This window comes from Bacillus sp. FJAT-22090 (genome assembly GCF_007676755.1).
Lineage (GTDB): Bacteria > Bacillota > Bacilli > Bacillales_A > Planococcaceae > Psychrobacillus.
This window is the reverse complement of the sequence record NZ_VEBK01000002.1, coordinates 171,878-195,517: the sequence shown is the minus strand read 5'-3', so window position 1 is coordinate 195,517 and position 23,640 is coordinate 171,878. Positions and strand designations below refer to the sequence as shown.

The following is a 23,640-nucleotide window of genomic DNA, read 5'->3' as shown; positions in this document are numbered from 1 at the left end:
TTAGCTGCAATGTATAGCTAAGAGCTGCTAGAACAACACTTGGCTTTCTCAAATAGATTGGACTTGGGGAAGTCAAAACGTGTTTTGTATTGTTTCAATTGAAGGATAGAGGGATTACTTTCCGTCCAATTAATCTTTTATGAATCAACTATAATATTATTTGCAATGTAATGGAAAATAATATATAGTAATACCAATGTCACAATTAACCACAACAGGAGGAAATATGGAGCTTAAAATTGCAAGGAAAATTGAAGAGCATCTAACGCTACTAACACAGGAAAAATGGAATGAACTAATGATCGAACTAGGTGCTTCTAAGCTCCTGATAACAAAAGAACAGTTAATGTTTTCTCGTCATATGTATCAAATAGCATATCAAGAGGGCTGCAAGGACACTCACGAACAGATGAAGGACATATACTTTAATGATCCTGACGAGTTTCAAGAAATGTTTGAGAAAGATGATGAGGAGAACCTATAAAACTATTATTATTCAACTAGAATCGGGGGAAACTAAGATGGAGAAGAATAGAGAAGCAATTAAAGATAGAGTATATTATTGGACAGTAAAGAAGGAAGTCGCCTGGCTGGAGGACTATACATAGTCCCAAATTGAATTGTGCTGTCGATATGATACACAGTAGAATATTTAGCATATGTATGTTTTAATTTTTTATTTAACATTAGTAAATTATTATAATACAACATGTGCTTTTGTTTTGAATTTCATATAACAGAAATCAAAAAATGAAGCGGAGGATTTCAAGTGACAATTAAAATAGGATTAGCTAACGGTGGTAGAGTTTATTATCAAAATGGTGATAAGACGATGGATGATATTACAAAGGCATTAAATGATAATCAGGGGATTGATGTGAATGGTACGACACTTTATCCGAATGACATTGCATTTCTTGCTGATGTAGATTCAGAGGATGTTATAGATGACACATTAAAAACCATACAAACGAAGTCGCATGAGTTAGCGTTCAATAGAGGCAAGTCAACAAAAAACAGCTACATAGTACCCGTATATGTGGCAGTTGAGCTTGATGAAAAAACAGGTACAGTAAAAGATATTCGATTAGACGGTGTTAAGGATTACTTATTGAAACACATATAACAGAACACTAAAATTAGAGCTGCGAAATAAGCTTTGATTGATCAAAAAATCAGCCGACGTATGCAAGTAAAAAGCAAACTATCATGATAAAAGTTAGAATTCCTATAACAGATTTGAAGTATTTGAGCTGAGGTTTTATTATGATTAAGAAAATAGTTGTGAAAAATAGAAGTATGAACATGAACAGCAGAGTAATTTTTAGAGTGAAGTTTAATATCACTTATACACCACCTAACATTTTACAATTAGTATGGGCATGTGGGTGGTATTAGATACATTCATATAAATTGATCCTTTTAATGTGATATGAAAAGAGGTGATTCAAATGAATACTAGAGAGTGCAATATATGTAAAGAAGTCAAAAGCTTAGATGATTATTATAAACAGATTAAAATTAGAGCGAATGGTGAAAAATATTTATACTATCCTCCTTATTGTAAAAGTTGTACGTCTAACAAATCAGCTAATTGGGCAAAGGAAAATCGTGAAAGCAAGTTAGAAAGCGATAGGAAATATTCCAGTAAGCCTGAAAGAAGAAAGTATCAAAAGGACAAACTTAAAGAATATTTTGCTCAAGGCAAGTATCGAGAATGGCAAAGGGAGAACAAAGATAAAGTAAAAGAGTACAACATGCAACATAGAAATCACAATATAACTGAAGATGAATGGCACTTGTGTCTAGAATACTTCAACTTCGCTTGTGCTTATTGCGAAATGCCTGAAGATAAACATTTAGAAGTATTTAACCAACAACTTCACAGAGATCACGTTTACCATGATGGGAATAACTACTATGACAATTGCGTACCTGCATGTCGAACATGCAATTCGAGTAAGAGAGATTATAACTTCACTGATTGGTATGCATCAAATAATAGTAATTACACAGCTAAAAGGTTTCATAGAATAGTTAAATGGATGACGGTTATTTCAATAGCAAATTAATGGTGTCGAATAAATGAATCGATTTATTAAGAAATGAGGAGTTGAGTAAATGGACTTGTTGAAAAGTATAAATGAGTGGATACAGAAGGGGTTTGAAATTAACTATTACATCGTTAATCAAGCTGAGAATGGATATATAGAGGACGTTTTAAATGGCGACAAGCCCAATTTCACTTACACATTTTCAATACATGAAATGGATGAAGAGTTGTTTATTTTGTCGGTGGATGATTTAGAAGAGGGTTTTATCGAAGTATTGAAATTTTTAGAGAATAAATAAACCAGTCATTTTAAATTAAATTGGAGGTGCTAAATTGTCAGAATTCCTTAATGAGTTAATAGGATTGCACCCAGAATTATATGCATTCTATGACTCTCAACAATATAAACTATCCAAAACTTTAATTGAACACATGGTTGCGAATCATTTAACAGAAGAACAAATTTGCAATTCCCTTGATATTGAAACGAACTATTTGGCTCGTCTAACAAGCGGAGATAATACTATTGATGCTTCTGAATACAATTATTTAATAAATAAATTACATGAGATAACCAAGTAAAACAAATATTTCATCGGGAAAAGGAGAGATATAAATGATATATAAACAAATGATGGGTGCTGGATCACCAATTGACTTTGACTATGTGAACTGGAAAGGCGAAAAAAGTCATCGCAGAGCATTAATTAAAGGTTTTTATTTTGGAAATACAGAATATCATAAAGAAAATCAGTGGCTATTAGAAGCGTTTGACATTTATAAAAATGAAGACAGAGTATTTGCAATGAAAGATATGAGTAATGTAGAAAGATAAATAAATTATTTAATGAAAAGGAGATATGACATGAAGGGTATTGTAAACGAAGATTTCAAATTTATAAGTGTAATAGAGAATGAAATAAAAAAGGGACTGTCAACCTTTGAGGATGAGGATGTATTTGGCTTTAACGAAGGTGATGAAATTGAAATTCTGAAAACTATTGAAAGTGATAATTTTCTAAGTAGGATTGCTTATGTGGTTTACGATTCAAAGACTGCTGAAAGTATAACAATAGATTCAGCGTTTGTAACTTTAATTGCAGAATGAAATGAATCTTTCATGAGGTGATAAAGTGGAGTATGAGTATAAAAAAGAAATAGAAATTAGCATTTACGATTATGACAATGATCTAATTGACAGGATTATAGTTGATACAGAGCGAGAGAAAGAAGAGATACTTGTAAAATTATACCATAACAATGAAGATGCAAGATTTTATGATTTAGAAGTAATAGAAAAACATAGTTGTAGTGTTTACAAAAATGAACTACTATTACAATTCAAGTGTTAAAACATAATTAAATATGTTTCCAAGTTCTGCGCAACACAATATCAGATATAGTTGGACGTTTAACTCCATACTCGTCAGCAAGCATGTATTGAGCTTCTGATTTTGTGAATGTTCCTAATAGGCGAGTATACTCTTCACGTATCTTAATAACATCAGCTTCACTTAATTTTGCTTGGTGATTATGTTCTCCAATTTTAGTTTGACGAATTTTCTCTTTGTATTCATTTGTAGAACGTAAAGCGAAAGATTTTTCTTTCGAACGAACACTAAAAGTATTATGAAGAATATCCCTTACTGATTGATAGCTGCAATTTAATTCATTGCATACTTTTCGTATCGAATATTTCTTAACATAATAAAGATAAACAACTTTCATTTCAAGATTGATGAATTTTAAATTAAGCTCTTTTTCAACAGTTTCAAAATCAAACATTGTAGAATACCCCTTTTAGATGAGTATACCAAATTTATTGTGAGGTGTAATAAATGAAATACTATTTTGTTAGTTATCAATATCATTTTAATAGTGCGAAACAAGAAATACTTAATAGTGTATTAGATATCCATCCGATTGAATGGTTATTAAGTAAAAATAGCGATGGTAAATCAAAGTATACAATTATATTTTATGACGAAATAACAGAAGAGCAGTATAGAAACAGTAATTATAAATTATGATAAAAGTCACGATTTATTTCATAAATAAATTATAAAAAGGAAGTGTTTTAAATGAACGTGCAACCTGGATATCAGTTAGATGAAATGTTAGAGATAAGAACTTTAAAAATGAATTTAAAAGCAAGGATTACCAAACGGACATTTGAAGGGAACTATGACACAGGAAAAGTAGTGTTCTTTTATGATTTCATACACGTAACTCATATCGACAAACCTTGGAGCTGGAGTAAGGTTAGCGAAGAGTCTCTAGAAGACATGATTTGGGAAGCAAAACAAGCTGTAGTTGAATGAAATATGGTTTTCATATAACAGATCAAACAAATTAGAGCTGGAGGTTATAGAATGTGCAAGGGTACATCGAACGGAGAAGAGGTTCATATTATAAATGTTGATAAAATACCTAACGAGACATTTGAAAGACTGAATAAAGGATGGATTACTAATCATGGCGGAATCCCTGTAGACAAATGCATAGGTGAAGAAGTTGAATACTTGGTTGTCAATGGAGTTGTTACACTTGGAAGTTGTTGTGGTCATGGTGAATATCAATCTCACATTTTAGCAGATAAATCTGAAAAAGATAAACTGTTAGAATTAGGATATGAATCGAAACCATTCAGATGGGAAATGATTATAGCGAATTTGAAATCAGGAACACAGACAAAATAAAGATTGTATTGGAGGAACTAGAATGATATTGAGTGATTTAAGACTGAAAGAATACGACTTGAGAACGCAAGCCGATAAAATTTATAATGAAATTGATCAAATTTTAGAGAAGCCAGTTGTATATAAAGGAATTAAATGCATTGTAACTGATTTTGATTTAGAGGCAAACTATATTAATATATATCCAATGGATGGAGAAACTCCATTAGTCAACGGCAACAGAAATCTGGATATTACTTTTGAAAGTTATGATGAACTGTTTAAAAAATATAAATATAAAATACATTTTTACAAGGGAATGGAAGCATTTGGGCAAGTTTTGGAACACTTCAAAACTGTAGAAGTTGAACTTGAGAGTAAACCAACTTCTGACAATGAAGTAATAACAGAAGGCTTAAAAATAATTGGCTCTTACCCGAAGTCATACACAGCTAAAGTATATGAAATTAAATAAATGGACTTTAGCGTCGTTATAGTTGACATTAATAAACTATTATAATATTATTAACTTATAAGAAAAATACAATAATGAAACGGAGAGATAAAAATGCAAACTAAGTTGGCTTTATCAAAAGGAATTTACCGTCTATACACTGCAACCGTTAATGGAAATGAAAACACAACACATCGTCAAACGATATTGAAGATGAAAAGAAATATACAGTTGGCACATCAAAGTGAACGACCAGATGGAAGCATTCATTATAAGTATGGCAGCTTACATTTTATCGTAGCTAATGGACGAGTGGTTTGGATGCAAAACAACTGTAAACCTGAAAAGGGCTGGAAACGTGACGATCATTTATATCTGAAACTGAATAAAGAACTAGGAATTGAAGAAGATGTAACACTTTTTGACTTAAAAGTACGAAATATAAAATGTAACCTAAAATACAACTTAAATAAGCTAAAGTGGAAAATTCGACTTCAATTAAACCCAGTAAAATAAGGCATCTAGAGGTATGCATAATCAAATAAAAATCAGAGTTTATTTGATGATTTGGAGATGAAGATGTGAAAAATAAATATGAAATAAGAGAAGATGTAACAGCTATTTTCCTCAGCAATAAAAAAGGAGAAGAGTATGAAACTCTAATCGACACAGAGGACTTAGCTAAAGTGAGAGAACAAAACTTATCGTGGCACTTAAAATGGGATAAGGTTTTAGAACAGTACTATTGTAAGGCTACAAAATATCTTGGGGTAGTTGAAGGGAAATATAAATACCAGACAATTCATTTACATGCATTAGTGGTTGACTTTAAGATGCAGCATATTGATCATAAGAACCACAATACATTAGATAATAGAAAGAGCAATTTAATTGACACAACTGCACAAAAGAACTTATTTAATAGGATAGGGGCAAATAAAAATACATCAACAGGAGTTAGGAATGTTTCCTTCTGTAAAACAACAGGGAAATATCTTGTACAGTTACAAATAAATAGAAAGAATGTATTGTTTGGACGCTTTAAAGAGCTAGAAGATGCGATACTGTGCGCAGAGGAAAATAGAGCAAAGTATTACACAAATGAAAAGTACTTATAAATAAACTTTTATAATCAAACAAAAGTGGAGCTTTATTTAAGGAGGATAATGCCAATGAACTTAACAAACCTTGAAAAACTATTGAGCTATTCAAAATATGGGGACGAAGACGGACTAAAGCCTAATCTAACAAGTGATGAAATTGCTACCCTAGAGTGGGCGGTAGGAACGATTCAAAAACAAGAAGAAACAATTCAGAAATATGTTGAGTTACAATTTAATGTCAGAGAAGAAAACAATGAATTACGAGATGCTTTGGAGTTCTACGCTAATAAGGAAAACCATTTAAACGAATACCACGATTTAATGGGTGAACTACCTTGTATAGTTCAAATGGATAGCGGTAGAGTAGCACGTATTGCATTGAAATAATCAAACGAAAGAATTATTTTAATCCAAGAAAGGGGAATTATTATGCAACATCAGTGGATTCCAGCTAAGAAAAATGACATAATCAAGAAAGTTGAAAGTCATTATTATTCAGAATTGGAGAATGGCGAACATTTTGTAGTGCTAGATGTGTTCAATGGAGACAATACGGCTATAGTGTTAGGTAAGGATGGGGAACTAAAATCGCTAAGCTATCCAGAAGAATATGAGGTAGTAGGTAGAACACGAGACTTAGTGGACGAAATGCATATGAAAATGCGAAAAGAAAGTGATGAGTACGAAGCTAAAATTGCAGAGCAGAAAGCGAATGGTACTTATATCGATCCTGTGAAATGGCTAGAAAAGCAATTTGGAATGAATAAAGTAGATAACTCAAAAGAGCAACATGAATAAACTATTATAATAATTAAGATAGTTATAAAAGATAAATTTTATATGATAGTAGAAACACCAAGGGAAGGAGATAGCGTATGGAAAGAATATATCCAGACACATTTTATATGACAGTTTACGAAAAGTTAAAACAGAAAGATGGATCTGATTCCTTCTACAGCAGAATCATGTTCAACCCTTCCGATTGGGATATCGGTGGTTCTATTTATGAGAAAAACATCCTGAAGGAAAGAGTGGAGAAAAGGTTATCGAATGTCGTTGACTTGGATGACTTCACTATAACGGAAACCAAATATGGTTGGAAATATGAACGGTTTATAAAATGGATAGACGAAGACAAAGGTATATATGAACTCGTTGAAGAAGGACAACACACTGATCACGAATTATATACAGTTGATATTTCTTATTACGAAGATGTGTCAGATATTTTGAAGCGGCTACGCTAATATCGAGTTAGATGAAACTATTATTTTATTAGGAGGAAGTTAAATGAGTAACACGGTTGAAACGATTTATAGAATGTCAGAAGGTTTTGCAGCTAGATACGGAATTTTACCTAACAGCGTATTCTTGGGTGAAGATTAGTATGAAGAACTATTAAATTATTGTGGCATGTCTCCAATAACAGAAAGCACAGTTCCTAATTCTGAAAGAAAAGACAAAATAGGAACGTTTGTGGGACTAGAAGTAACTCAAGTTTCTATTAACGATTACTTGCGAGTTGGATTAGTAGAATAAAACGAATTTTTTATCTAACATAACATAAATAAGTTATTAAATATATTTATATGATAGATGAAAAGGAAGTGAGGTGTTAATTAGTAAAATGGAAAGTAAAGAGTGTAAGTGGTGTGGCGAAACAAAATCAATAGTTGAATTTTACAGCACCAAAAAGTTCTCAAAAACAAAAGGAGAGTACATTTACTATAATCCAGAATGTAAGAAGTGCCGAATAGAAGCGTCAACTAAATGGAGAAAAGACCCTAAAAACAGAGAGTCATTTCTTCAGTCCCAAATAAAAAGAAATCGACACCCTGACCACTTAATCGAAAGAGAAAACGCTTATAAAAGAAGGAAAGAAGAAGGTTACTTCAAAAATTATTACAATGAAAACAAAGACATGTTCAAGAAATATAGCATGATGCATAGAAACCACGATATTACAAAAGAGGAGTGGGAAGATTGTAAAAAGTACTTTGATTACTCGTGTGCCTATTGCGGGATTGCTGAAGATGATGCAGTGGATAAATATGGACAAAAACTTCACAAAGAGCACGTTGATCATGATGGAGCGAATGATGTAAGCAATTGCATTCCAGCTTGTAAATCATGCAATAGTAGAAAGTGGATTCACAAAATAGATGATTGGTACAATTTTGACAATGAGATATATAGCTATTACAGACACTTTAAAATAATTAAATGGTTGGATTATGACTATAAGATTAGCTAGTTACCCAATCAAACACTTGTTTTATTATAAGACGTAAAAGACTCAAATTGCGAAGGAGAATGAAGAATGAATATAGAACGTAGTGACAGTATCAGATTCGGTGAACAGTATTGTGAAGAGCATCATAGATCTCATTTAGCAGGAAAGACAGTTAAACTTACTCCACAATACTTCGAAGAAGATAATGGATTGTACTGCTATGAAGTTGAAGAACCAGGAATTTGTGAACCAAACTCTGACGAACCTGACAGTATTTATCATCTTTTCGGGAACAATTTTGAAAATTTTATGGACTGTTCGTTAATAAAAGGCACTGAGCAAGACAAAGCTGAATATCAGAAAATAATAGATGATATGAGAAACGATGTAGGTGAGTATTGGGAAGAATTTGCAAAGTCGAATAATCTTTAATGTCACATTTCGTAGAAAGCACAAAACAAAAAGGGAGATGGACGAGATGAGAACTTGGCAAGTAGTGTTAAAAGAGTCAATCGACATACAGAATGACACAAAACTATTAGAGCTAGAGCAAGACTATCTATTACTATCCTTAAATGATGCTATCGAAGAGAATGATTTACAAGAGAAAGACAAGCTTATTGAATCATTGCATACAATTCAAAATCAAATAAGCTCAAACAATACAAGAAGAAAAGCACTTAAAAATGAATATGAAGCAATCAATTTAACTTCTAAACCAAAACAGAGGTAGTAGCCTTAACACAAGGCTCAATAATATAAATGGAGGAATCATACAACATGAAAAACACAAAGAAAGTATTATTGGTAGTAGCATTATTATTAGTATTTTTAGTGGGAGGGTTATTTGCTGGATCGAAAATTGGAGCTAATTCATCATGGACGAATGAAATTGTCACGTTAGCCAATAAACAGATTAGTGCAGCAGGATTTGCTAAGAAGGAAGAATTAAAGCAGCGAGACCTTACCGACAATATGAAACAAATGCTTGATCCTAAGATTGCAGAAGAACAAGCAGAGCTTGAGCGTTTGCTTGAGGAGTACTATCGTTTGAAATTGGAAGGTTTAGAGGATTCACCTGAATTCAAGAAAGTCGAGTCAGATATCGAAAAAATTCGGACGAATGTGTTTAATCGTTATAAGGAGGAATTGGATTTATTGTTTGCGAAATAAAAAACTTCTTTTATATGATGACAGATTTTTTGATTATACAACATAAGTAAATTATTATAATAAATTATATATAATAGAGGAGGGCATGAATTGAACAAGAAAGTTAAAGTGACACCAGAACAAGCTAGAGCAATCAAGCTAACAAAAAACTGCAACAATGAAAAAACTGTACTAAAATATATTACCCAAGATAAGCAAATACCAAATGAGCGTTTTAGAGCGTTAAGCGAATTATCACTAAATGATTTAATGAATGCATTCACCAATGGCTATGAAATTGAACCACAGTTTAAAGTAGGGGATTGGGTAAGGCAAGATGTAGGCGATGGTTATAGAGTTGGTAAAGTTACTGAATATAATTCAAGTAATCGGATATTAGTTGGATTTGTAGAATATAAGAGTCTATTTAACGCCTATACTGAAACGTTCGATCCTAGCGAAATAGCTCTTGCGACTTCCGAAGAAATTGATGAAGAGATAGAACGACAGCTTTGGACGAAATTAGGTCGTGAAGCTGGAGAGTTTCAAGAAGGCGATGTCGTAGTAAGAAATCATGGATGTGGCGACAGAGCCATGAGTATTGTTGACTTATTTGGTGAAGGTATTACAGCTTCCGAAGCAAGGGCTGCTTACAGCAATAATGAGCTAGAAGGAATGTTTCCCAAAGAATTATTCATCAAGTTTTAAAAGGAGCATCTATGAATATATCAGATGAACAACTAGAATACTATGCAGACTATTATATCAATGAAAACAAAGAAGAGAAAACTGGATTACAATTCCATGAGTATCTACATGCAATGATCATATTAAATAGAGTGGTAGAAAGGGTGGATGCAACTTGGCAGAAGGAACAGCAGAAAAAGAAGAGTATCAAGTATTATTATCAGCGGATTATGCGATTGATACGGACAAGCTGAACATTGTTCTGAAGGAAAAGTTCGGCAAGAGGGAGTCAAAATCAAAACATGCAGCATTGACTGGTGAATATGGATGGAGAGACTTGGGATACTTTCGTAATTTGACTCATGTAGCTGATTATATTGTGAAACATGAACTGATGAAAGAGCATGAAATTGGTGAGTTGAGAGATATTGCTGAACGGATTGAAGCAGTGAGAGATGATATTGTTGACCATATTACAGAACGGATAACTATCACAAAAGCGTAAAGGAAATTCATTTTGGGTGATGACCTACATTAGAGGAGAAATTAATAATGACAATTAACCATTCTATTAAAACACTTGAACAAGAAGAAAGAACACTTATGGACGATTTAGATGTACTCAACTCCGTTAATGCGAGAGACGAACTCAAACAAGAAACAATTACAAAGCTTAGAAATGTAAGAGCATCTATTGTTGTGTTAAATGAAAAGGCAGATAGTATCAACCGATACACTGAAGAAGGTGGCATCTTCCTATCAAATGATGGAGGTATTTTGATTACTGGTAAGATTACTATTAAATCTAATCAAGATTTATCCAAACCTAAAACTAAAGAAGAGGCTCTAAAATATCTTAAAGAATACAATGAGAACGTAAAACCAGAACACGCTATTACAAGACTTCGATATAACAACGGGAAGAATTATGTGCAGGACTTGTCATATTTCACTCACCCAGCTTATATGAGTAAAGGATTGCTTGAAGCGTTGCAGAACGGGCAAACACTGACCGACGACTTAGAAAAAGAATTTAATAGCTTTATTATGGAAAAGTCAGTTTAAAAGGAAAGTTTTATACGATACAGACTACATTTAGAAAGGGAGAATGAAAATGAGTTATTCAACGGAAGATTGTATTACAGACACAAGAAATCATATTTTTGAAGTCAGAAGACAGTTGCAACGTGTTATTACTGAACTAGAAGAAAGAGGGCGTGTTCATGACTTGTCTAAATTGCAATCACCAGAGCTAGAAATCTTTACTGAATTCACTCCTAAGCTTCGTGGTAGCACATATGGTTCTGAAGAGTATGCTGAAATTTAAAAGGGATGCAAGTAGCCTTGAAACATCACTACGAGAATAATAGTCATCATCCCGAATATCATCAAGATGGAATTAGAGGGATGGATTTACTAGATGTTGTAGAAATGTTTTGTGATTGGAAAGCTGCAACAATGCGACATGCCGATGGAGACATAAACAAATCAATTGAAATCAATAAGGAGAGGTTCGGTTATTCTGATGAATTGGCACAGATATTCAAAAACAGTGTGAAAATATTCGAATGATAGATTGGTTTTATCGGACAGCGAAAGAGGTGAGCAAGTATGGATATCAATAAAGAAGAGATTTTCAACAAAGCGATGGAAGAAGCTTCTAATGTTCTGGGTGCAGATCCAGCTTATTTTGGAGAAGAAGGAACAGAAGAGGTTGAACGACAACTAAAGAAAATGGGATATAGTTTGGAATACTTAAAAGAAAAGTAGGTGAGAGATATACGTTTCGTAGGAATCGACCCAAGTCTAACATCTACTGGAATAGTAATCCTAGATGAGAGTGGTAATGTAGCGGAACAGTTATCAATAAAAGCTGGCAAAGAAGATGATCCATTGCGATTTATGAAGCTGACTGAAAAAGTTAAGAAACATCTTAATCCTAGTACAGATAAGGTAATAATAGAAGGATTTAGCTTTGGGAGTAAAGGTTCTGGTGTATCTAAGATGTACGGAATAGGATGGACACTGAGGATTATGCTAGAGGAAGATGTATTTGCGTGGACAGAGGCAACTCCTTCAGCAGTTAAAAAGTTTGGCAGTAATAAAGGAAATGCTAAGAAAGAGGATTTGGTGCTACCAGTCTATAAGAAGTGGGGATTTGAAAGCAGCGTTAATGATATAACAGACGCTTACATTATGGCTCGTATTGCCTATAGCATGTACAATCATGATGGATTACTAGAGTATGAGAAAGATGTGTTGAGAAAGATTAAAAAGATATAACAAAAATAAATTACAAAAATATTAAAATTCTAGTTTATAAAAACGAGATTTGAGACTATAGTAGAAGTGAGAGACAAATTTTTAAAACTCTCACATAAGTAAATTATAAAAATAAAACTAACGAGAAAAAGGGGAAATCACACATGACAGAAACAACTAAAAAAGAACTTAAAGAAGGATTCAATAAAGTAACGGTGGTTGGAACATTAGTAGAGAAGAATTTTGAGGATACTTTCTTCACTAACCAGCAAGGTGAAAGAGTTGATCAGATTAAAGGTACAATCAGTATTCGAACTGGTGAAAATGAAGTTCATCAAGTAAAACTTGAATCAAATAAATTAAACAAAGAAGGCAAAGAAAACGGCTTAGCTAAGGGCTACAATACAGTTCGAACAGAATTTGTAAGCGTAGCAGACGTTGCGGAAGGAACTAATAAACTAGCCAAATTAAATGGTGTTAAAGATGATTCAGGAGAAGGTCTTGTCTACTCTTATGATGAAGCAGTCAAAGTGCTAAATAAGCAATCATTCGATACTAAATTTGTAGCTAATCCTACAGATAAAATTGATGTACTAGAAAAGGATGGACTGTTTACTTATAAAGTGCAATATGTAAAGAATGATGAGAATAATCAACCGTTGTACAGAATTACAATTGAAGCTTCTCAAGTTTCAGTAGATGGAAGCCTAATAACAAATGAATATTATGGACAAGACGGTCAACTTAAACAGTATCAACAGATTAAAGGACGATTTGTTAACCGTTTAAGAGAAACAGACGACAAGACGCCTAAAGCTCAATTCGAAATCGACATTTTTGTTGATAAAGTAAGACCTGAAATGAAAGATGGAGAGGAAACAGGACGAGCTATTGTAGAAGCATGGGTTCCAACTTATAGTTTAATTTTCCCTTATAAGTTTGTAGTAGTAGAAGAGGGTAGCGATTTCTTCTTGAATAGTCTTGAACGTGGTCAAACCCTAAAAGTATACGGGAATAACCTAAACGTTAGAAAAGAAACTATTAAGCTAGTGGAAGCCGCATTTGGCAGCCCAATCGAAGAAAAGACTGTAACATACGTTTCAGAATCATTGATCAATAACGCTAAAGTGCCATACGAAGAGGATTCAGCCAATTCATTCAAGCCTGAATTGGTGAAAGAGCGATTAACTAAACGTGAGATTAGACTAGAGCAACAAAAAACTAAAAAGCAAGGTGGAGCGTCTAAATCAGATAATCGCCCTAACGCTTTTGGTACACCTTCCAATACAGCACCTAAAAAGGAAGATCCAAAGGTTGATATCAGCAAGTACTTCTAAGTCTTTATTTTTTTTGAAATTAACATAAGTAAATTATTATAAAATGAATGGAGAATGATTTATAAATGACAATTGATATTTTTGGATTAGAGGAAACAAAAATTAGCAGAGATTTACGTGAGAAGATTATTACTATTTACGGGAATCCAAAAACTGGAAAAACTACAATTGCAACACAATTTCCAAAGTCAATCCTTTTGGCAGCAGAAAAGGGCTACAATGCCTTAGCTGGTATTAAAGCACAGCCGATTCATAAGTGGGCTGATTTTAAGAAAGTACTGAAACAATTAGAGAAACCAGAAGCGCATGACTACTTCGAGACTATTATACTGGATACGGTTGATTTATTCTACGATATGGCTGAGAAATACATCTGTGGTCGTGAAGGTGTAGATTTAATTGGAGATATTCCATACGGTGGCGGCTATAAGATGTTAAAACAAGAGTTTAATGATGCTTTACGCTCTATCCCAATGCTTAACTTTGGACTCGTAATGATATCACATAGTCAAACTAAGACAGTTAGCGATTCAGAAGGCACTGAATACAGTCGCACAATGCCAACTTTAGCTGATCGTCCACGATTAATCGTATTGGGAATGTCAGACATCATCGGTTACGCTGAAGGATTCTTAAAAGATGGTGAGCAAAAAACAGTGTTACACTTAAGAGAAACAGCACGTTTTGAAGCTGGGTCACGCTTTAAATATACTCCTAACGTAATTCGCTTTGATTATGATTCATTAGTTGCTGCAATTGCTGATGCTATTGAAAAAGAAGCAGAAGAAAAAGGCGCTAAATCGGTAACAGATGTTGCACAAAACGTGTATGAAGCACCAAAAGAAGTTCCATTTGAAGATGTTAAAAAAGAGATCGATGTAACCATTACCGAATTAATGAAAGACAAGACAGAAGAAGAACAAAACATAATCGCACCTAAAATTAAAAAGACTATTGAAGCACATCTAGGAAAAGGTAAAATGTTAAAAGATACGACAGAAGATCAACGTGACCATATTGAATTAGTACTTGGTGACTTGAAAGAGCTTCTTTCTTAATTAACATAAGTAAATTATTATAATAAACAATAAATAAATATATGCGTAGTATCCTCCCAAGATGCTACGCAATTCTTTTAAACAATCGAGCAGAAGAGGTGAGAACATGAAGCGCAACTTTAGCAATCACAACAAGCCACCTAATAATTCAATTATAACTGAAGCAAATAGAATTGTAACGAATCATTTAGCAAATACATTCTTGGATGAAGTGGATTATTACATGGACATCTCAGAAATTGGCGATCAGCACATAGTTTTTCAGAAAAAACGTGTAATTTGCGTCTTCGATAGCAGTTTTGATAGGACTTCTGAATCACTAATTGAGAAATTTTGTTATTTATTTTCAAGTAAAACGGATATTTTAATCGACGTAAAATGTGTGGATGAAAATGTTATAGCACCACTTTTAAAGCTTACATTACAAAGTGGAGAAATTTATTATATTCAAGATTTCTCGCTGAATTATTTCAAAATTTAAGGAGGTCGGGAGATGGCAAGGCTTCCAAAGTGTCCTGTATGCGAGTGCCAAGTAGATAAAGATACACAAGCACATGTTAAACATTCAAGTAAAACATATCATGAACACTGTTTTCAGCAATTTGAATTAAGAAAGCAGCACAGAAACGACTTACATAATTACATTTGTGAGTTGTATGAAATAGATTTCCCAAATACATTTATGCTCAAACAAATCAAGGAATTTCAACTTCCTCCATATAAATTTACAGTCAAAGGAATTGAGTATGCATTAAGATACTTCCATGAAATTGAGGGAAATAACCCAGATGCACAGGGAATAGGAATTGTCGAGTACGTATACAAAAAGGCTCGTGATTATTACGTTAACTTAAGCACTGTAAATCAGCACAATATGAATATCGAATATGACAACACAGTTGAAACTATATATGTAGCACCACCTAGAGATAGAAAATTAAAGTTAATAGATTTGGAGGAAATTTGATTGGCAAAACAGATATTACAAGACAAGAAATCAATCATTCATGTACTAGCTGGCTTAATGGCTAAACCTGAATTATTAAAGAATACAAGAGAGTACAAAATAACAATCGCAGACTTTCCAGAGCGTTTTCATAAGTTAGTCTTCGGTGCAATTAACAATTTATTTGAACAAGGAATAGAACAAATTACACCTGTTTCAATTGATGGCTACCTTTCAAATATGCCAGCACAGTATTTAACGTTTAATGATAACGGTGGTCTTGATTATTTATATAAGATGGAAGAAATCGGTGAACCAAGCAATTTTGACATGTATTACAACCAAGTTAAGAAGTATTCATTTTTAAGATCATGCGCTGCAAATGGCATAGATGTTTCAGACTTATATGATACCACTTTAGTTGATATCAAAGAAACGGAAAAACAGCAAGAAGTTTTTGATTCAATTACATTGGAAGAAATGATGAATCATATTGAAAGCAAGCTAGTGGATATTAAAGATGATTTCTTATCTGATAAAGATAATAAGGGAAGTCACATGTCTGATAATTTGAAAGCAATAGTACAGCAGAAGATGGAGAAGCCAACATATGGAGCTGGGCTTGCTAGTGGCTATTATAATGCAGTAACTAGAGCTGCCAGACTGCGAAAGGTGTACTTAGTATCAGGATCATCTGGGAGTGGAAAATCACGCTTTGCACTAGCAAACATGTTAGCAATTTGTGTTCCTGAGAAGTGGAATAGTAAGACTAAACAGTGGGAGAAAACAGGAGCAAGAGGGCGTTGCCTGTTTGTATCAACTGAGCTAGAAGAAGATGAAATTAAGATTCCAGCACTTTGCTACATTGCAGATGTTAGTGAGTATAAGTTACAAAATGCAAAATTAGATGACGAAGAAAAAGAGAGATTAATGAAAGCAATTGAAGTATTAGAGAAGACACCGTTTTGGTTTGAAGAATTACATGACTTTGATTTAGCAGACATTGAACATGTAATTAGTAAAAACGTAACTAAGAACGGTGTGCAGTATATAGCGTAGACAAAAGTTGTGCGCTTAGAGTTCTTTCCACTAATCAGTGGGGTCAATTATTAAATTGGCTAACGAGGAAACCTAAACTATTAAAGAAATATTTTAATAGCATGGCAATCTCGTGGGAAGCTTTGGTTTTCCCTCACCTTTCTGTAAAGGAGGTGTTGTAAGTGGCTACTATATATAAATTCACCAACAAAGTAAACGGTAAATCATATGTAGGGCAAACTATTAATCCTCGGCAGAGATTCAATGCTCATAAGTCGTCAGCGTTCAATCCTAACTCGCCTGAATATCATAAGCGCTTTTATCGAGACATTAGGCAGTATGGTTGGGATAATTTTATTTATGAAATTCTAGAAGAGTGCGAAGACACTGAATCAAAAGATAGAGAAGACTTCTACATTAAAGCACTTAACACTGTTGAAGAAGGTTACAATTTATTTTATTCGGGAGAAAATCCATCATGGTCTGAAGAGACAAAGAAATTTGCGTCAGAGAGAGCACAATTTAAAAATGCTGTTTTAGACTTCGAAGATATTGTCTATATAAGACGAGCATATTTAAATGGCAAAATGCCTTCTGAAATCTATGAAGAGTATAAAGAAATTCTTACTCATTACTACTCATTCATGAATATCTGGTGCGGGTCAAGATATGGATATATTATGCCTGAAGTTTTTGAAATTAGACCCAACAGAGTTAAGTTAGACTTTGAAAAAGCCGAGGAAATAAGAGCCTTATACAAAGAGATTCCTTCTTATGCTAAAATCTCTAAGATTTACAATATTGGTGTAGCTACGGTTCGAGATGTTATAAAATATCGAACATGGAAACCTAAAGAACCTGTATCGACTATCTCAGGTTAGACTGAGAGTAGGGCTACTATTGATACGTAGCTCGAAACGGACTCCTCTCAATTATGAGAGTAAGAAATAGTCAGTGCCATTGGAAACAGTGGATAACATGATGATTATATTCATACATCAATGAAGATATTTTCCTCTATGGCAAAAGCAGGGGCAAGGAATCTTCAAGAGCATCAAATCCTATTACAGATGTCTATCAGATTAAAAGAGTTAGCCAACAAGTACAATGTTTTCCTAACTACTTCCACTCAGCTAAACAACAACATCAAAGAAGAAGGAAACATGGACGACTCATCACTTTCTGGTGCGAAATCAATTGCTCAAAAAGTAGATATTGGAGCTATTATGATTCCAATTAATAAACAAGATGAAGCAATTATTGAAACGATCATGAGCAACAATTCTGGAAGCAAAGAATCCTTTGGACTAATGCCAACTCACTCGATCAATTTTTATAAAAACCGAGGCAATCCTTGGAAAAATGTTCGTATCTTCATTCATTTTAATATGGATAATTTGCAAGTAACAGACCTATTTGTAACGGATTACAAAGGAAATCTTATACCGAACATTAAACCTCTTGACGTTAAGTTTGACGACATTGAAAAAGATGAAATAGAAGAGCTAGCAAAAGTTGAAGAAAGTGTTGAAGAATACGATGAACTTCCAGAATCATTTGATGAAGAAACTAAAGAAGAGTTACCCAATGCATTCAAATCACAAAGCAGTGGTTATAGCTTCTAAGAAAGGAGCGATAATTCTGTGAGACATGATGCTGATGAACTAAAAGAGAGCCTTTCTGTTGATGACATCAAGTTGTTGCTTACAGAATTAGGCGCAGAACATATCCATTACAATGTAAACAGAGATGAATTAATCACAAACACAATTTGTCACAATCATAGCGGTGGCAGTCACAAGCTTTACTATAAGCCTTCTAAATATTCATTCCATTGCTTTACGGAGTGTGGCTGTAGTTTTAATATTTATAACCTAGTCGAGAAGGTATTTAATCTAAGAGGAAAAGAAATACGATTTCCTCAAATCATTGAATTTGTAGCTAGTAAAACAGGTAAAAGTAAGAACATATTTGGACAGGGTTTCTTGATTCCAGATGAGCCTAAACGCAATGAAGAGCTTGATTGGATGAATAAATTATCAAAAAGGAAGAAAGTAGAACTGTCTGAGCCAACTTTTCATAGCGATAAGATACTTGAAGTGTTCAGCAAAAGACATCATGAAAGTTTTTACAACGATGGGATAAGTCTTGAGGTATTAAATGCATATGAGGTTAAGTTTTACGATAAAGAAAATGCAGTAATCGTTCCGCATCGTTTTCATTCGAATGGAAAAATTGTAGGAATCAAGATGCGTAACTTAGATGCTTGGAAGATTGAAAATGGATATAAATATATTCCTGTAAAAGTGCAAGATACGCTTTATAATCACCCTTCTTACAGCAATTTGTATGGCTTATATCAGAACAAAGAGAACATAAAACGGATGAAAAAGGTAGCAATATTTGAGTCTGAGAAGTCAGTAATGCAGTGTGCTACCATGTTTGGACATGAAAACAATTTTACAACAGCTTTAAGTGGTAAGAATATTAGTCAGAATCAGATTGATATGTTGCTAGAATTGGATATAGATGAAGTTATTATCTGTATGGACAAGATGTACGAAGACCCTAAAAGTGATGAAGCTTTGAGATACGCAGCTAAAATTTTAGAAATGGGAAGACGATTTAGTAAGTATGTGAGAGTGTTCACTACATGGGACTTACATGGACTGATTGGCTATAAGGAATCTCCAAGTGATCGAGGTAAAGAAGTGTTGATGCGTCTTATGAAAGAGAAACAAGAGATATTAAATATAGAATAGGAGAATGATAATATGAACGGATGGTTTTTAGCAATAGTTATTTTAGGAGTTTTGAATGTAGGAGTCAACTTAGCGAAACATGGACAACCGAAAGAAGACAATTATAGTTTCTGGTCAGCGTTGTTCGGTGTGCTGATTACAATTGGATTGGCTTATATGGCAATTAAGATTGGATTTTAAAATAAGAACTGAACCCAATCCCAAAAGGAGAGAAAAACAAATGGATAAACAAAGGCTGAAGCATTTGAAAGCAATTATTAACACGGATTTCAGAGACAGACATGATATTCCTCAGTGTCATTTTAGTATCAGTGAACTTAAGTGGTTAATAGAGCAAGCAGAAGATATTGAAAGTATAAAAACATTTATGGTCGATTGTGATGCAGACGAAAGAGTCGTTCAACCTTATGAAGTCTTAGGTAGAATAAGTAGTTTTAACATCGAATAAAAAATGAATTTTACACGAAAAGGAGTGTTTTCATGAAATATGTTGATTTAGCCTTTGCTCTCTGGTTTTTGTTCATGTTTTCAGTTACTGCTTTTGGAGTCCTAGAGCCAACAGTGTTTCAACAGTGTATTGGAATGATATTTGCAGCTAGTTACTTTTTTATAGAGTTTATGAAAAACAAGGAAAACAAGAACGGATAAAACGAACATTTTAAACGATAATAAATTATTTAAATGGAGGTAGTATATGAAATTCTTATATAAGTTCTATTGGGATTGCGGAAGAAGCGGAGATTTAAAAGGTCTGTTTGTAGCCACAGAAGAAGAAGTAGCTAAAGCAATTGGTAGTGAAGCTTATTTTGGCGAGGTCTTAGGCAAGCATAGCGAAGTATACGGAACAATAGATGACGGAGATATCCAAAAATTAGACATTTCCTCTGAAGCGATAGAAGAAGTATCTCAGCATCTAGGCGAAACATGGAGTGGATTCAATCCTCTATATTATTTAAAAACAACTTGTGATCAATGCGAAGAGAGTTACAGAGCAGACGAATGGGACGTTGATTACAGAGAAGAGTTCGAAATGGAAATGTGCGATGAGTGTTATGAAGAAAGGAAGAATGAAAATGAATAGTGTTCAATTAGGTGGAATTAAGTTTGAAGGTAAGTATTCGAGAGCTGATTCAAAAGTTTTAACAGTGACAAATGTGCCGAAAGAGTATGAGAAAGAGAAGTTAGATATGCTGTTTGATTTAGCACGTTTTAAGAATATACCTGTGATCAGCTATTTAGATATATAACATAAATCAATTATTATAATAAAAGGGAGTGACATTAAATGACGATGTTTATCAGTATTATTTTAGGATTAGCTCTAGGAATGTTTTTAGGAATGTTAATAGTCCAATATGTATTCAATAATGGGGAGCGCCCTACTACTTTCATAGAAGACGAACAAGAAGTAGAACAAGAAATAAAAGCAGCAAGCACTAGCGAAAGCATTAACATTAAAATTTAAAACAGCTTTATAAATAAATTATTATAATTAAAAAGGGGAGATTATTTGTACAAGCTAATAAATAAAGAGAATGTAAACGTGTTTAAGCCAATTAAAACAATCTTCTCAAACAGAAATATTAGTCCAGAAGATATTGAGTGGTTTATCAAGCCCACTAAGTATGAATATTCACCATTACAACTGGGCGACATAGAAAAAGCTATTGAATTATTACTGAAGCATGTCAATAAAGGTTGGCACATTCATGTTCAGATAGATAAAGATTTAGACGGATTTACATCGTCTGCTATTCTAATAAACTATTTGAAGCGAGTCTTTCCTAATATCAGCATTAGTTGGTCAAATCATACACCTAAGAAGAAACATGGAATTGACGTGGATTTAATTCCTGATGATACAGCTTTATTTATTGTTCCAGATGCAGGAAGTAATGAGTACGAAATCCACCAAGCTCTACATGAAAAGGGAATTGACTTGCTCATATTAGATCACCATGAAGCACCACAGTATTCAGAACATGCTGTTACAGTTAATAATCAATTAGATGAATACCCGAACAAATGGTTAAGTGGTGCTGGAATTGTGTTCAAATTCATTCAAGTACTAGATAAAAAGCTAGGATTAAATTATGCAGATGACTATTTGGATTTAGTAGCTTTTGGAATGGTTGGAGACGCTATGCAGTTATCATCTAAAGAAACTAAATGGTTAATCACAAAAGGGTTAAGTAATGTTAAAAATGAATTCCTCCATGAAATCATTAAAGAAAATGTAGATGATGGTGTTGAATTAACTCCTAGTGTTCTATCATTCAAGTGTAATCCTAAGATAAACGCCTACTTGAGAATGGCTTCAACAGAGGAATTAGATGAATTATTTATGGCTTTGTTAGGACATCAAGAGGTTACTATCAACCCAAAACTTCGCAAAGCTGATAAGTCTGAGAGTTGGGCAAGACGGATTACAAGAATATGCAACAACATGTACGCTAAACAAAGACGGATAAAAGAAAAGCTGATTCCAGAGTTAAGCGAGAAGATAGAAAATGAAAAGCTGTATGAGAACACGTTTATGATTCTTGAAATCGAAGGCGACTTTGAAATGAATATGAGTGGTTATATCGCATCGTTTCTTGTTGGAAAGTATAAGAAGCCCACATTAATTCTTAGAAAGAATGAAGATGATCACAAGCAACTAGTTGGATCAATGCGTGGATATGATAGATTAATGGAGAATACGAAGGATTTCCTTCAAGGCTTGCAGTTGTTTGAAGCAGTTGAAGGACATCAAGGTGCTTCTGGATTAAAGATTGATATAAAAAACTTCACACTACTTGATGAAAGCATTAACGAAGCATTAAAAGATGTAGAAGTAGATGAAAATTATCTAGTTGATTTAATATTGCCTGGGAAATCGCTTACTAGTAGCTTTGTGAATGACATAGAACGCTATTCTCATATATGGGGGAAAGGGATTGAGCCTCCTACATTTGCTGTAGAGAAGTTAGAAATCAACTTAGGCGATTCTACATTAATGGGCAAGGAACAGACGATGATTAAGTTCAGCCATTCAGGTGTTTCTTATGCAATGTTCAATGATGCAGAGGAATTGATTCAATTAAGGTCAAAAAATAAAACAGCGATTTTAAACGTTGTTGGACGTACTGGTATCAACAGTTATAGAGGGAATACAGAACCACAGTTTATAATTGAAGCGTTTGAAGTGGTTGAGGTTAAGGATACTGCTAGGTTTGTATTTTAAAATATAACATAAATGAATTATTAAAATGGGGGATAAATAATGAAGTCAAACGCATTAGCAGGAAATAAGAACACTGGACAACGGGAAGCGAACGACTTTTACGCAACTCCTTCTCATGCAGTATTATCATTATTAGAGAAAGAAAGCTTTACAGGTAACGTTTGGGAATGTGCTTGTGGCGATGGAGCAATAAGTAAAGTATTAAAAGAAAACGGATTTGAAGTATACTCTACTGATAAAATTGATCGTGGCTATGGAGAGGGTACATTAGATTTTATCAGTGATCACAATATTAAAGCTGAAAATATTATTACAAATCCACCATATAATCAGGCACTTGAATTTGTAGAAAAGGGACTAGAATCATCAAGTGGAAAAGTAGCTCTATTATTGAAGCTTAACTTCCTAGAAGGACAAAAACGTAAAGTGTTTTTTGAAAAGTATCCACCTAAGAACGTTTATGTGTTCTCTAAAAGACTTACTTTTTATGAACCAGATTCAGATAAAAAAGGAAAAAGTGGAGTATTGGCGTTTGCATGGTTCGTATGGGAAAAGGGGAATACAGATAAACCAACCATTGATTGGATTTAGCATAATAAATATATAATAAACTGTATATAAACAATCATTTATACATGAATAAAGTATTAA

The 23,640-nt window shown here is 33.5% G+C and carries 45 protein-coding genes; 44 read left to right on the top strand and 1 reads right to left on the bottom strand.

Features of this window, described 5'->3' with window-relative positions; all coding sequences use genetic code 11:
- Nucleotides 1-226 precede the first annotated feature (226 nt).
- The 8 genes from FS486_RS03630 (at nucleotide 227) to FS486_RS03595 (ending at nucleotide 3,405) form a co-directional block, all read left to right on the top strand.
- A complete protein-coding gene (locus FS486_RS03630) occupies nucleotides 227-484 on the top strand; it encodes a hypothetical protein (RefSeq protein ID WP_144509902.1) in 258 nt (85 codons plus the stop codon).
- 285 nt (nucleotides 485-769) lie between these two features.
- Nucleotides 770-1,126, top strand: a complete 357-nt coding sequence (locus FS486_RS03625; RefSeq protein ID WP_144509901.1) for a hypothetical protein — start codon at nucleotides 770-772, stop codon at nucleotides 1,124-1,126.
- 325 nt (nucleotides 1,127-1,451) lie between these two features.
- Nucleotides 1,452-2,072: an HNH endonuclease signature motif containing protein gene (locus tag FS486_RS03620; protein WP_144509900.1), complete on the top strand. Its 621-nt coding sequence runs from the start codon at nucleotides 1,452-1,454 to the stop codon at nucleotides 2,070-2,072.
- Between the two features lie 49 nt (nucleotides 2,073-2,121).
- The gene (locus FS486_RS03615) at nucleotides 2,122-2,352 is read left to right on the top strand and encodes a hypothetical protein (RefSeq protein ID WP_144509899.1); all 231 of its coding nucleotides are present in this window, start codon (nucleotides 2,122-2,124) and stop codon (nucleotides 2,350-2,352) included.
- A gap of 34 nt (nucleotides 2,353-2,386) precedes the next feature.
- On the top strand, nucleotides 2,387-2,635 hold the full coding sequence (locus FS486_RS03610; RefSeq protein WP_144509898.1) for a hypothetical protein: 249 nt from the start codon (nucleotides 2,387-2,389) through the stop codon (nucleotides 2,633-2,635).
- 34 nt (nucleotides 2,636-2,669) lie between these two features.
- Nucleotides 2,670-2,888 carry a hypothetical protein gene (locus FS486_RS03605; RefSeq protein WP_144509897.1) on the top strand — a complete coding sequence of 73 codons (219 nt, stop codon included), beginning with the start codon at nucleotides 2,670-2,672 and terminating at the stop codon, nucleotides 2,886-2,888.
- Nucleotides 2,889-2,918: 30 nt separating this feature from the next.
- Nucleotides 2,919-3,161, top strand: coding sequence for a hypothetical protein (locus FS486_RS03600; protein WP_144509896.1), 243 nt, complete (start codon nucleotides 2,919-2,921; stop codon nucleotides 3,159-3,161).
- A gap of 25 nt (nucleotides 3,162-3,186) precedes the next feature.
- Nucleotides 3,187-3,405, top strand: coding sequence for a hypothetical protein (locus FS486_RS03595; protein ID WP_144509895.1), 219 nt, complete (start codon nucleotides 3,187-3,189; stop codon nucleotides 3,403-3,405).
- 7 nt (nucleotides 3,406-3,412) lie between these two features.
- On the opposite strand, the gene FS486_RS03590 is transcribed toward FS486_RS03595, so the two are convergent.
- Complete coding sequence (locus FS486_RS03590) at nucleotides 3,413-3,838, bottom strand: hypothetical protein (protein WP_144509894.1); 426 nt, start codon at nucleotides 3,836-3,838, stop codon at nucleotides 3,413-3,415.
- 296 nt (nucleotides 3,839-4,134) lie between these two features.
- On the opposite strand from FS486_RS03590, the gene FS486_RS03585 reads away from it, so the two are divergent.
- The 36 genes from FS486_RS03585 to FS486_RS03435 all read left to right on the top strand — a co-directional run bounded on the left by FS486_RS03585 (nucleotide 4,135) and on the right by FS486_RS03435 (nucleotide 23,580).
- On the top strand, nucleotides 4,135-4,374 hold the full coding sequence (locus FS486_RS03585) for a hypothetical protein (protein ID WP_144509893.1): 240 nt from the start codon (nucleotides 4,135-4,137) through the stop codon (nucleotides 4,372-4,374).
- Between the two features lie 51 nt (nucleotides 4,375-4,425).
- Nucleotides 4,426-4,752 carry a hypothetical protein gene (locus FS486_RS03580; protein ID WP_144509892.1) on the top strand — a complete coding sequence of 109 codons (327 nt, stop codon included), beginning with the start codon at nucleotides 4,426-4,428 and terminating at the stop codon, nucleotides 4,750-4,752.
- Between the two features lie 22 nt (nucleotides 4,753-4,774).
- Nucleotides 4,775-5,206 (top strand): hypothetical protein, encoded by a 432-nt coding sequence (locus FS486_RS03575; protein ID WP_144509891.1) that lies wholly within the window; start codon nucleotides 4,775-4,777, stop codon nucleotides 5,204-5,206.
- 93 nt (nucleotides 5,207-5,299) lie between these two features.
- Complete coding sequence (locus FS486_RS03570; protein ID WP_144509890.1) at nucleotides 5,300-5,701, top strand: hypothetical protein; 402 nt, start codon at nucleotides 5,300-5,302, stop codon at nucleotides 5,699-5,701.
- A gap of 65 nt (nucleotides 5,702-5,766) precedes the next feature.
- Nucleotides 5,767-6,303, top strand: a complete 537-nt coding sequence (locus FS486_RS03565) for a hypothetical protein (RefSeq protein ID WP_144509889.1) — start codon at nucleotides 5,767-5,769, stop codon at nucleotides 6,301-6,303.
- A 54-nt stretch (nucleotides 6,304-6,357) separates the two neighbouring features.
- Nucleotides 6,358-6,675, top strand: a complete 318-nt coding sequence (locus FS486_RS03560; protein ID WP_144509888.1) for a hypothetical protein — start codon at nucleotides 6,358-6,360, stop codon at nucleotides 6,673-6,675.
- Between the two features lie 42 nt (nucleotides 6,676-6,717).
- Nucleotides 6,718-7,086, top strand: a complete 369-nt coding sequence (locus FS486_RS03555) for a hypothetical protein (RefSeq protein WP_144509887.1) — start codon at nucleotides 6,718-6,720, stop codon at nucleotides 7,084-7,086.
- Between the two features lie 77 nt (nucleotides 7,087-7,163).
- A complete protein-coding gene (locus FS486_RS03550) occupies nucleotides 7,164-7,535 on the top strand; it encodes a hypothetical protein (RefSeq protein WP_144509886.1) in 372 nt (123 codons plus the stop codon).
- 380 nt (nucleotides 7,536-7,915) lie between these two features.
- Nucleotides 7,916-8,542 (top strand): HNH endonuclease, encoded by a 627-nt coding sequence (locus FS486_RS03545; RefSeq protein ID WP_144509885.1) that lies wholly within the window; start codon nucleotides 7,916-7,918, stop codon nucleotides 8,540-8,542.
- Nucleotides 8,543-8,608: 66 nt separating this feature from the next.
- Complete coding sequence (locus FS486_RS03540) at nucleotides 8,609-8,953, top strand: hypothetical protein (RefSeq protein WP_144509884.1); 345 nt, start codon at nucleotides 8,609-8,611, stop codon at nucleotides 8,951-8,953.
- 46 nt (nucleotides 8,954-8,999) lie between these two features.
- The gene (locus FS486_RS03535) at nucleotides 9,000-9,254 is read left to right on the top strand and encodes a hypothetical protein (protein ID WP_144509883.1); all 255 of its coding nucleotides are present in this window, start codon (nucleotides 9,000-9,002) and stop codon (nucleotides 9,252-9,254) included.
- A gap of 47 nt (nucleotides 9,255-9,301) precedes the next feature.
- Nucleotides 9,302-9,694 (top strand): hypothetical protein, encoded by a 393-nt coding sequence (locus tag FS486_RS03530; protein WP_144509882.1) that lies wholly within the window; start codon nucleotides 9,302-9,304, stop codon nucleotides 9,692-9,694.
- Between the two features lie 90 nt (nucleotides 9,695-9,784).
- Entirely contained in the window at nucleotides 9,785-10,381 is a 597-nt protein-coding gene (locus tag FS486_RS03525) for a hypothetical protein (protein WP_144509881.1), read from the top strand.
- Between the two features lie 11 nt (nucleotides 10,382-10,392).
- The gene (locus FS486_RS20000; RefSeq protein ID WP_186321334.1) at nucleotides 10,393-10,614 is read left to right on the top strand and encodes a hypothetical protein; all 222 of its coding nucleotides are present in this window, start codon (nucleotides 10,393-10,395) and stop codon (nucleotides 10,612-10,614) included.
- Nucleotides 10,536-10,865, top strand: coding sequence for a hypothetical protein (locus FS486_RS03520; protein ID WP_144509880.1), 330 nt, complete (start codon nucleotides 10,536-10,538; stop codon nucleotides 10,863-10,865). The genes FS486_RS20000 and FS486_RS03520 overlap by 79 nt, the downstream gene beginning before the upstream one ends.
- A gap of 47 nt (nucleotides 10,866-10,912) precedes the next feature.
- Nucleotides 10,913-11,425: a hypothetical protein gene (locus FS486_RS03515; RefSeq protein ID WP_144509879.1), complete on the top strand. Its 513-nt coding sequence runs from the start codon at nucleotides 10,913-10,915 to the stop codon at nucleotides 11,423-11,425.
- A 49-nt stretch (nucleotides 11,426-11,474) separates the two neighbouring features.
- Nucleotides 11,475-11,687: a DUF5662 family protein gene (locus FS486_RS03510; protein ID WP_144509878.1), complete on the top strand. Its 213-nt coding sequence runs from the start codon at nucleotides 11,475-11,477 to the stop codon at nucleotides 11,685-11,687.
- Nucleotides 11,688-11,692: 5 nt separating this feature from the next.
- The gene (locus tag FS486_RS03505) at nucleotides 11,693-11,932 is read left to right on the top strand and encodes a DUF5662 family protein (protein WP_260858005.1); all 240 of its coding nucleotides are present in this window, start codon (nucleotides 11,693-11,695) and stop codon (nucleotides 11,930-11,932) included.
- A 39-nt stretch (nucleotides 11,933-11,971) separates the two neighbouring features.
- A complete protein-coding gene (locus FS486_RS19995; RefSeq protein WP_186321333.1) occupies nucleotides 11,972-12,130 on the top strand; it encodes a hypothetical protein in 159 nt (52 codons plus the stop codon).
- Nucleotides 12,131-12,643: a crossover junction endodeoxyribonuclease RuvC gene (locus FS486_RS03500; RefSeq protein WP_144509876.1), complete on the top strand. Its 513-nt coding sequence runs from the start codon at nucleotides 12,131-12,133 to the stop codon at nucleotides 12,641-12,643.
- A gap of 143 nt (nucleotides 12,644-12,786) precedes the next feature.
- Complete coding sequence (locus FS486_RS03495) at nucleotides 12,787-13,959, top strand: hypothetical protein (protein ID WP_144509875.1); 1,173 nt, start codon at nucleotides 12,787-12,789, stop codon at nucleotides 13,957-13,959.
- Nucleotides 13,960-14,024: 65 nt separating this feature from the next.
- Entirely contained in the window at nucleotides 14,025-15,017 is a 993-nt protein-coding gene (locus FS486_RS03490) for an ATP-binding protein (protein WP_144509874.1), read from the top strand.
- A gap of 106 nt (nucleotides 15,018-15,123) precedes the next feature.
- Nucleotides 15,124-15,498 (top strand): hypothetical protein, encoded by a 375-nt coding sequence (locus FS486_RS03485; RefSeq protein WP_144509873.1) that lies wholly within the window; start codon nucleotides 15,124-15,126, stop codon nucleotides 15,496-15,498.
- Nucleotides 15,499-15,510: 12 nt separating this feature from the next.
- Nucleotides 15,511-15,984 carry a hypothetical protein gene (locus tag FS486_RS03480; protein ID WP_144509872.1) on the top strand — a complete coding sequence of 158 codons (474 nt, stop codon included), beginning with the start codon at nucleotides 15,511-15,513 and terminating at the stop codon, nucleotides 15,982-15,984.
- Entirely contained in the window at nucleotides 15,985-17,022 is a 1,038-nt protein-coding gene (locus tag FS486_RS03475; RefSeq protein WP_144509871.1) for a DnaB-like helicase C-terminal domain-containing protein, read from the top strand.
- Between the two features lie 161 nt (nucleotides 17,023-17,183).
- Nucleotides 17,184-17,882, top strand: coding sequence for a GIY-YIG nuclease family protein (locus tag FS486_RS03470; RefSeq protein ID WP_144509870.1), 699 nt, complete (start codon nucleotides 17,184-17,186; stop codon nucleotides 17,880-17,882).
- A gap of 138 nt (nucleotides 17,883-18,020) precedes the next feature.
- Complete coding sequence (locus FS486_RS03465) at nucleotides 18,021-18,626, top strand: hypothetical protein (protein WP_144509869.1); 606 nt, start codon at nucleotides 18,021-18,023, stop codon at nucleotides 18,624-18,626.
- A gap of 18 nt (nucleotides 18,627-18,644) precedes the next feature.
- Nucleotides 18,645-19,763: a hypothetical protein gene (locus FS486_RS03460; protein ID WP_144509868.1), complete on the top strand. Its 1,119-nt coding sequence runs from the start codon at nucleotides 18,645-18,647 to the stop codon at nucleotides 19,761-19,763.
- Nucleotides 19,764-19,775: 12 nt separating this feature from the next.
- Nucleotides 19,776-19,943 (top strand): hypothetical protein, encoded by a 168-nt coding sequence (locus FS486_RS19990; protein ID WP_186321332.1) that lies wholly within the window; start codon nucleotides 19,776-19,778, stop codon nucleotides 19,941-19,943.
- A gap of 40 nt (nucleotides 19,944-19,983) precedes the next feature.
- Nucleotides 19,984-20,211: a hypothetical protein gene (locus tag FS486_RS03455; protein WP_144509867.1), complete on the top strand. Its 228-nt coding sequence runs from the start codon at nucleotides 19,984-19,986 to the stop codon at nucleotides 20,209-20,211.
- A 32-nt stretch (nucleotides 20,212-20,243) separates the two neighbouring features.
- Nucleotides 20,244-20,411, top strand: a complete 168-nt coding sequence (locus tag FS486_RS19985) for a hypothetical protein (RefSeq protein WP_186321331.1) — start codon at nucleotides 20,244-20,246, stop codon at nucleotides 20,409-20,411.
- A gap of 46 nt (nucleotides 20,412-20,457) precedes the next feature.
- On the top strand, nucleotides 20,458-20,844 hold the full coding sequence (locus FS486_RS03450) for a hypothetical protein (RefSeq protein ID WP_144509866.1): 387 nt from the start codon (nucleotides 20,458-20,460) through the stop codon (nucleotides 20,842-20,844).
- Nucleotides 20,837-21,010, top strand: coding sequence for a hypothetical protein (locus tag FS486_RS19980; RefSeq protein WP_186321330.1), 174 nt, complete (start codon nucleotides 20,837-20,839; stop codon nucleotides 21,008-21,010). Before FS486_RS03450 ends, FS486_RS19980 begins: the two co-directional genes overlap by 8 nt.
- Before the next feature lie 38 nt (nucleotides 21,011-21,048).
- Nucleotides 21,049-21,228, top strand: a complete 180-nt coding sequence (locus FS486_RS03445) for a hypothetical protein (protein ID WP_144509865.1) — start codon at nucleotides 21,049-21,051, stop codon at nucleotides 21,226-21,228.
- Between the two features lie 45 nt (nucleotides 21,229-21,273).
- A complete protein-coding gene (locus FS486_RS03440; RefSeq protein WP_144509864.1) occupies nucleotides 21,274-22,989 on the top strand; it encodes a DHH family phosphoesterase in 1,716 nt (571 codons plus the stop codon).
- A gap of 39 nt (nucleotides 22,990-23,028) precedes the next feature.
- Nucleotides 23,029-23,580 (top strand): hypothetical protein, encoded by a 552-nt coding sequence (locus FS486_RS03435; RefSeq protein ID WP_144509863.1) that lies wholly within the window; start codon nucleotides 23,029-23,031, stop codon nucleotides 23,578-23,580.
- Nucleotides 23,581-23,640: the final 60 nt, after the last annotated feature.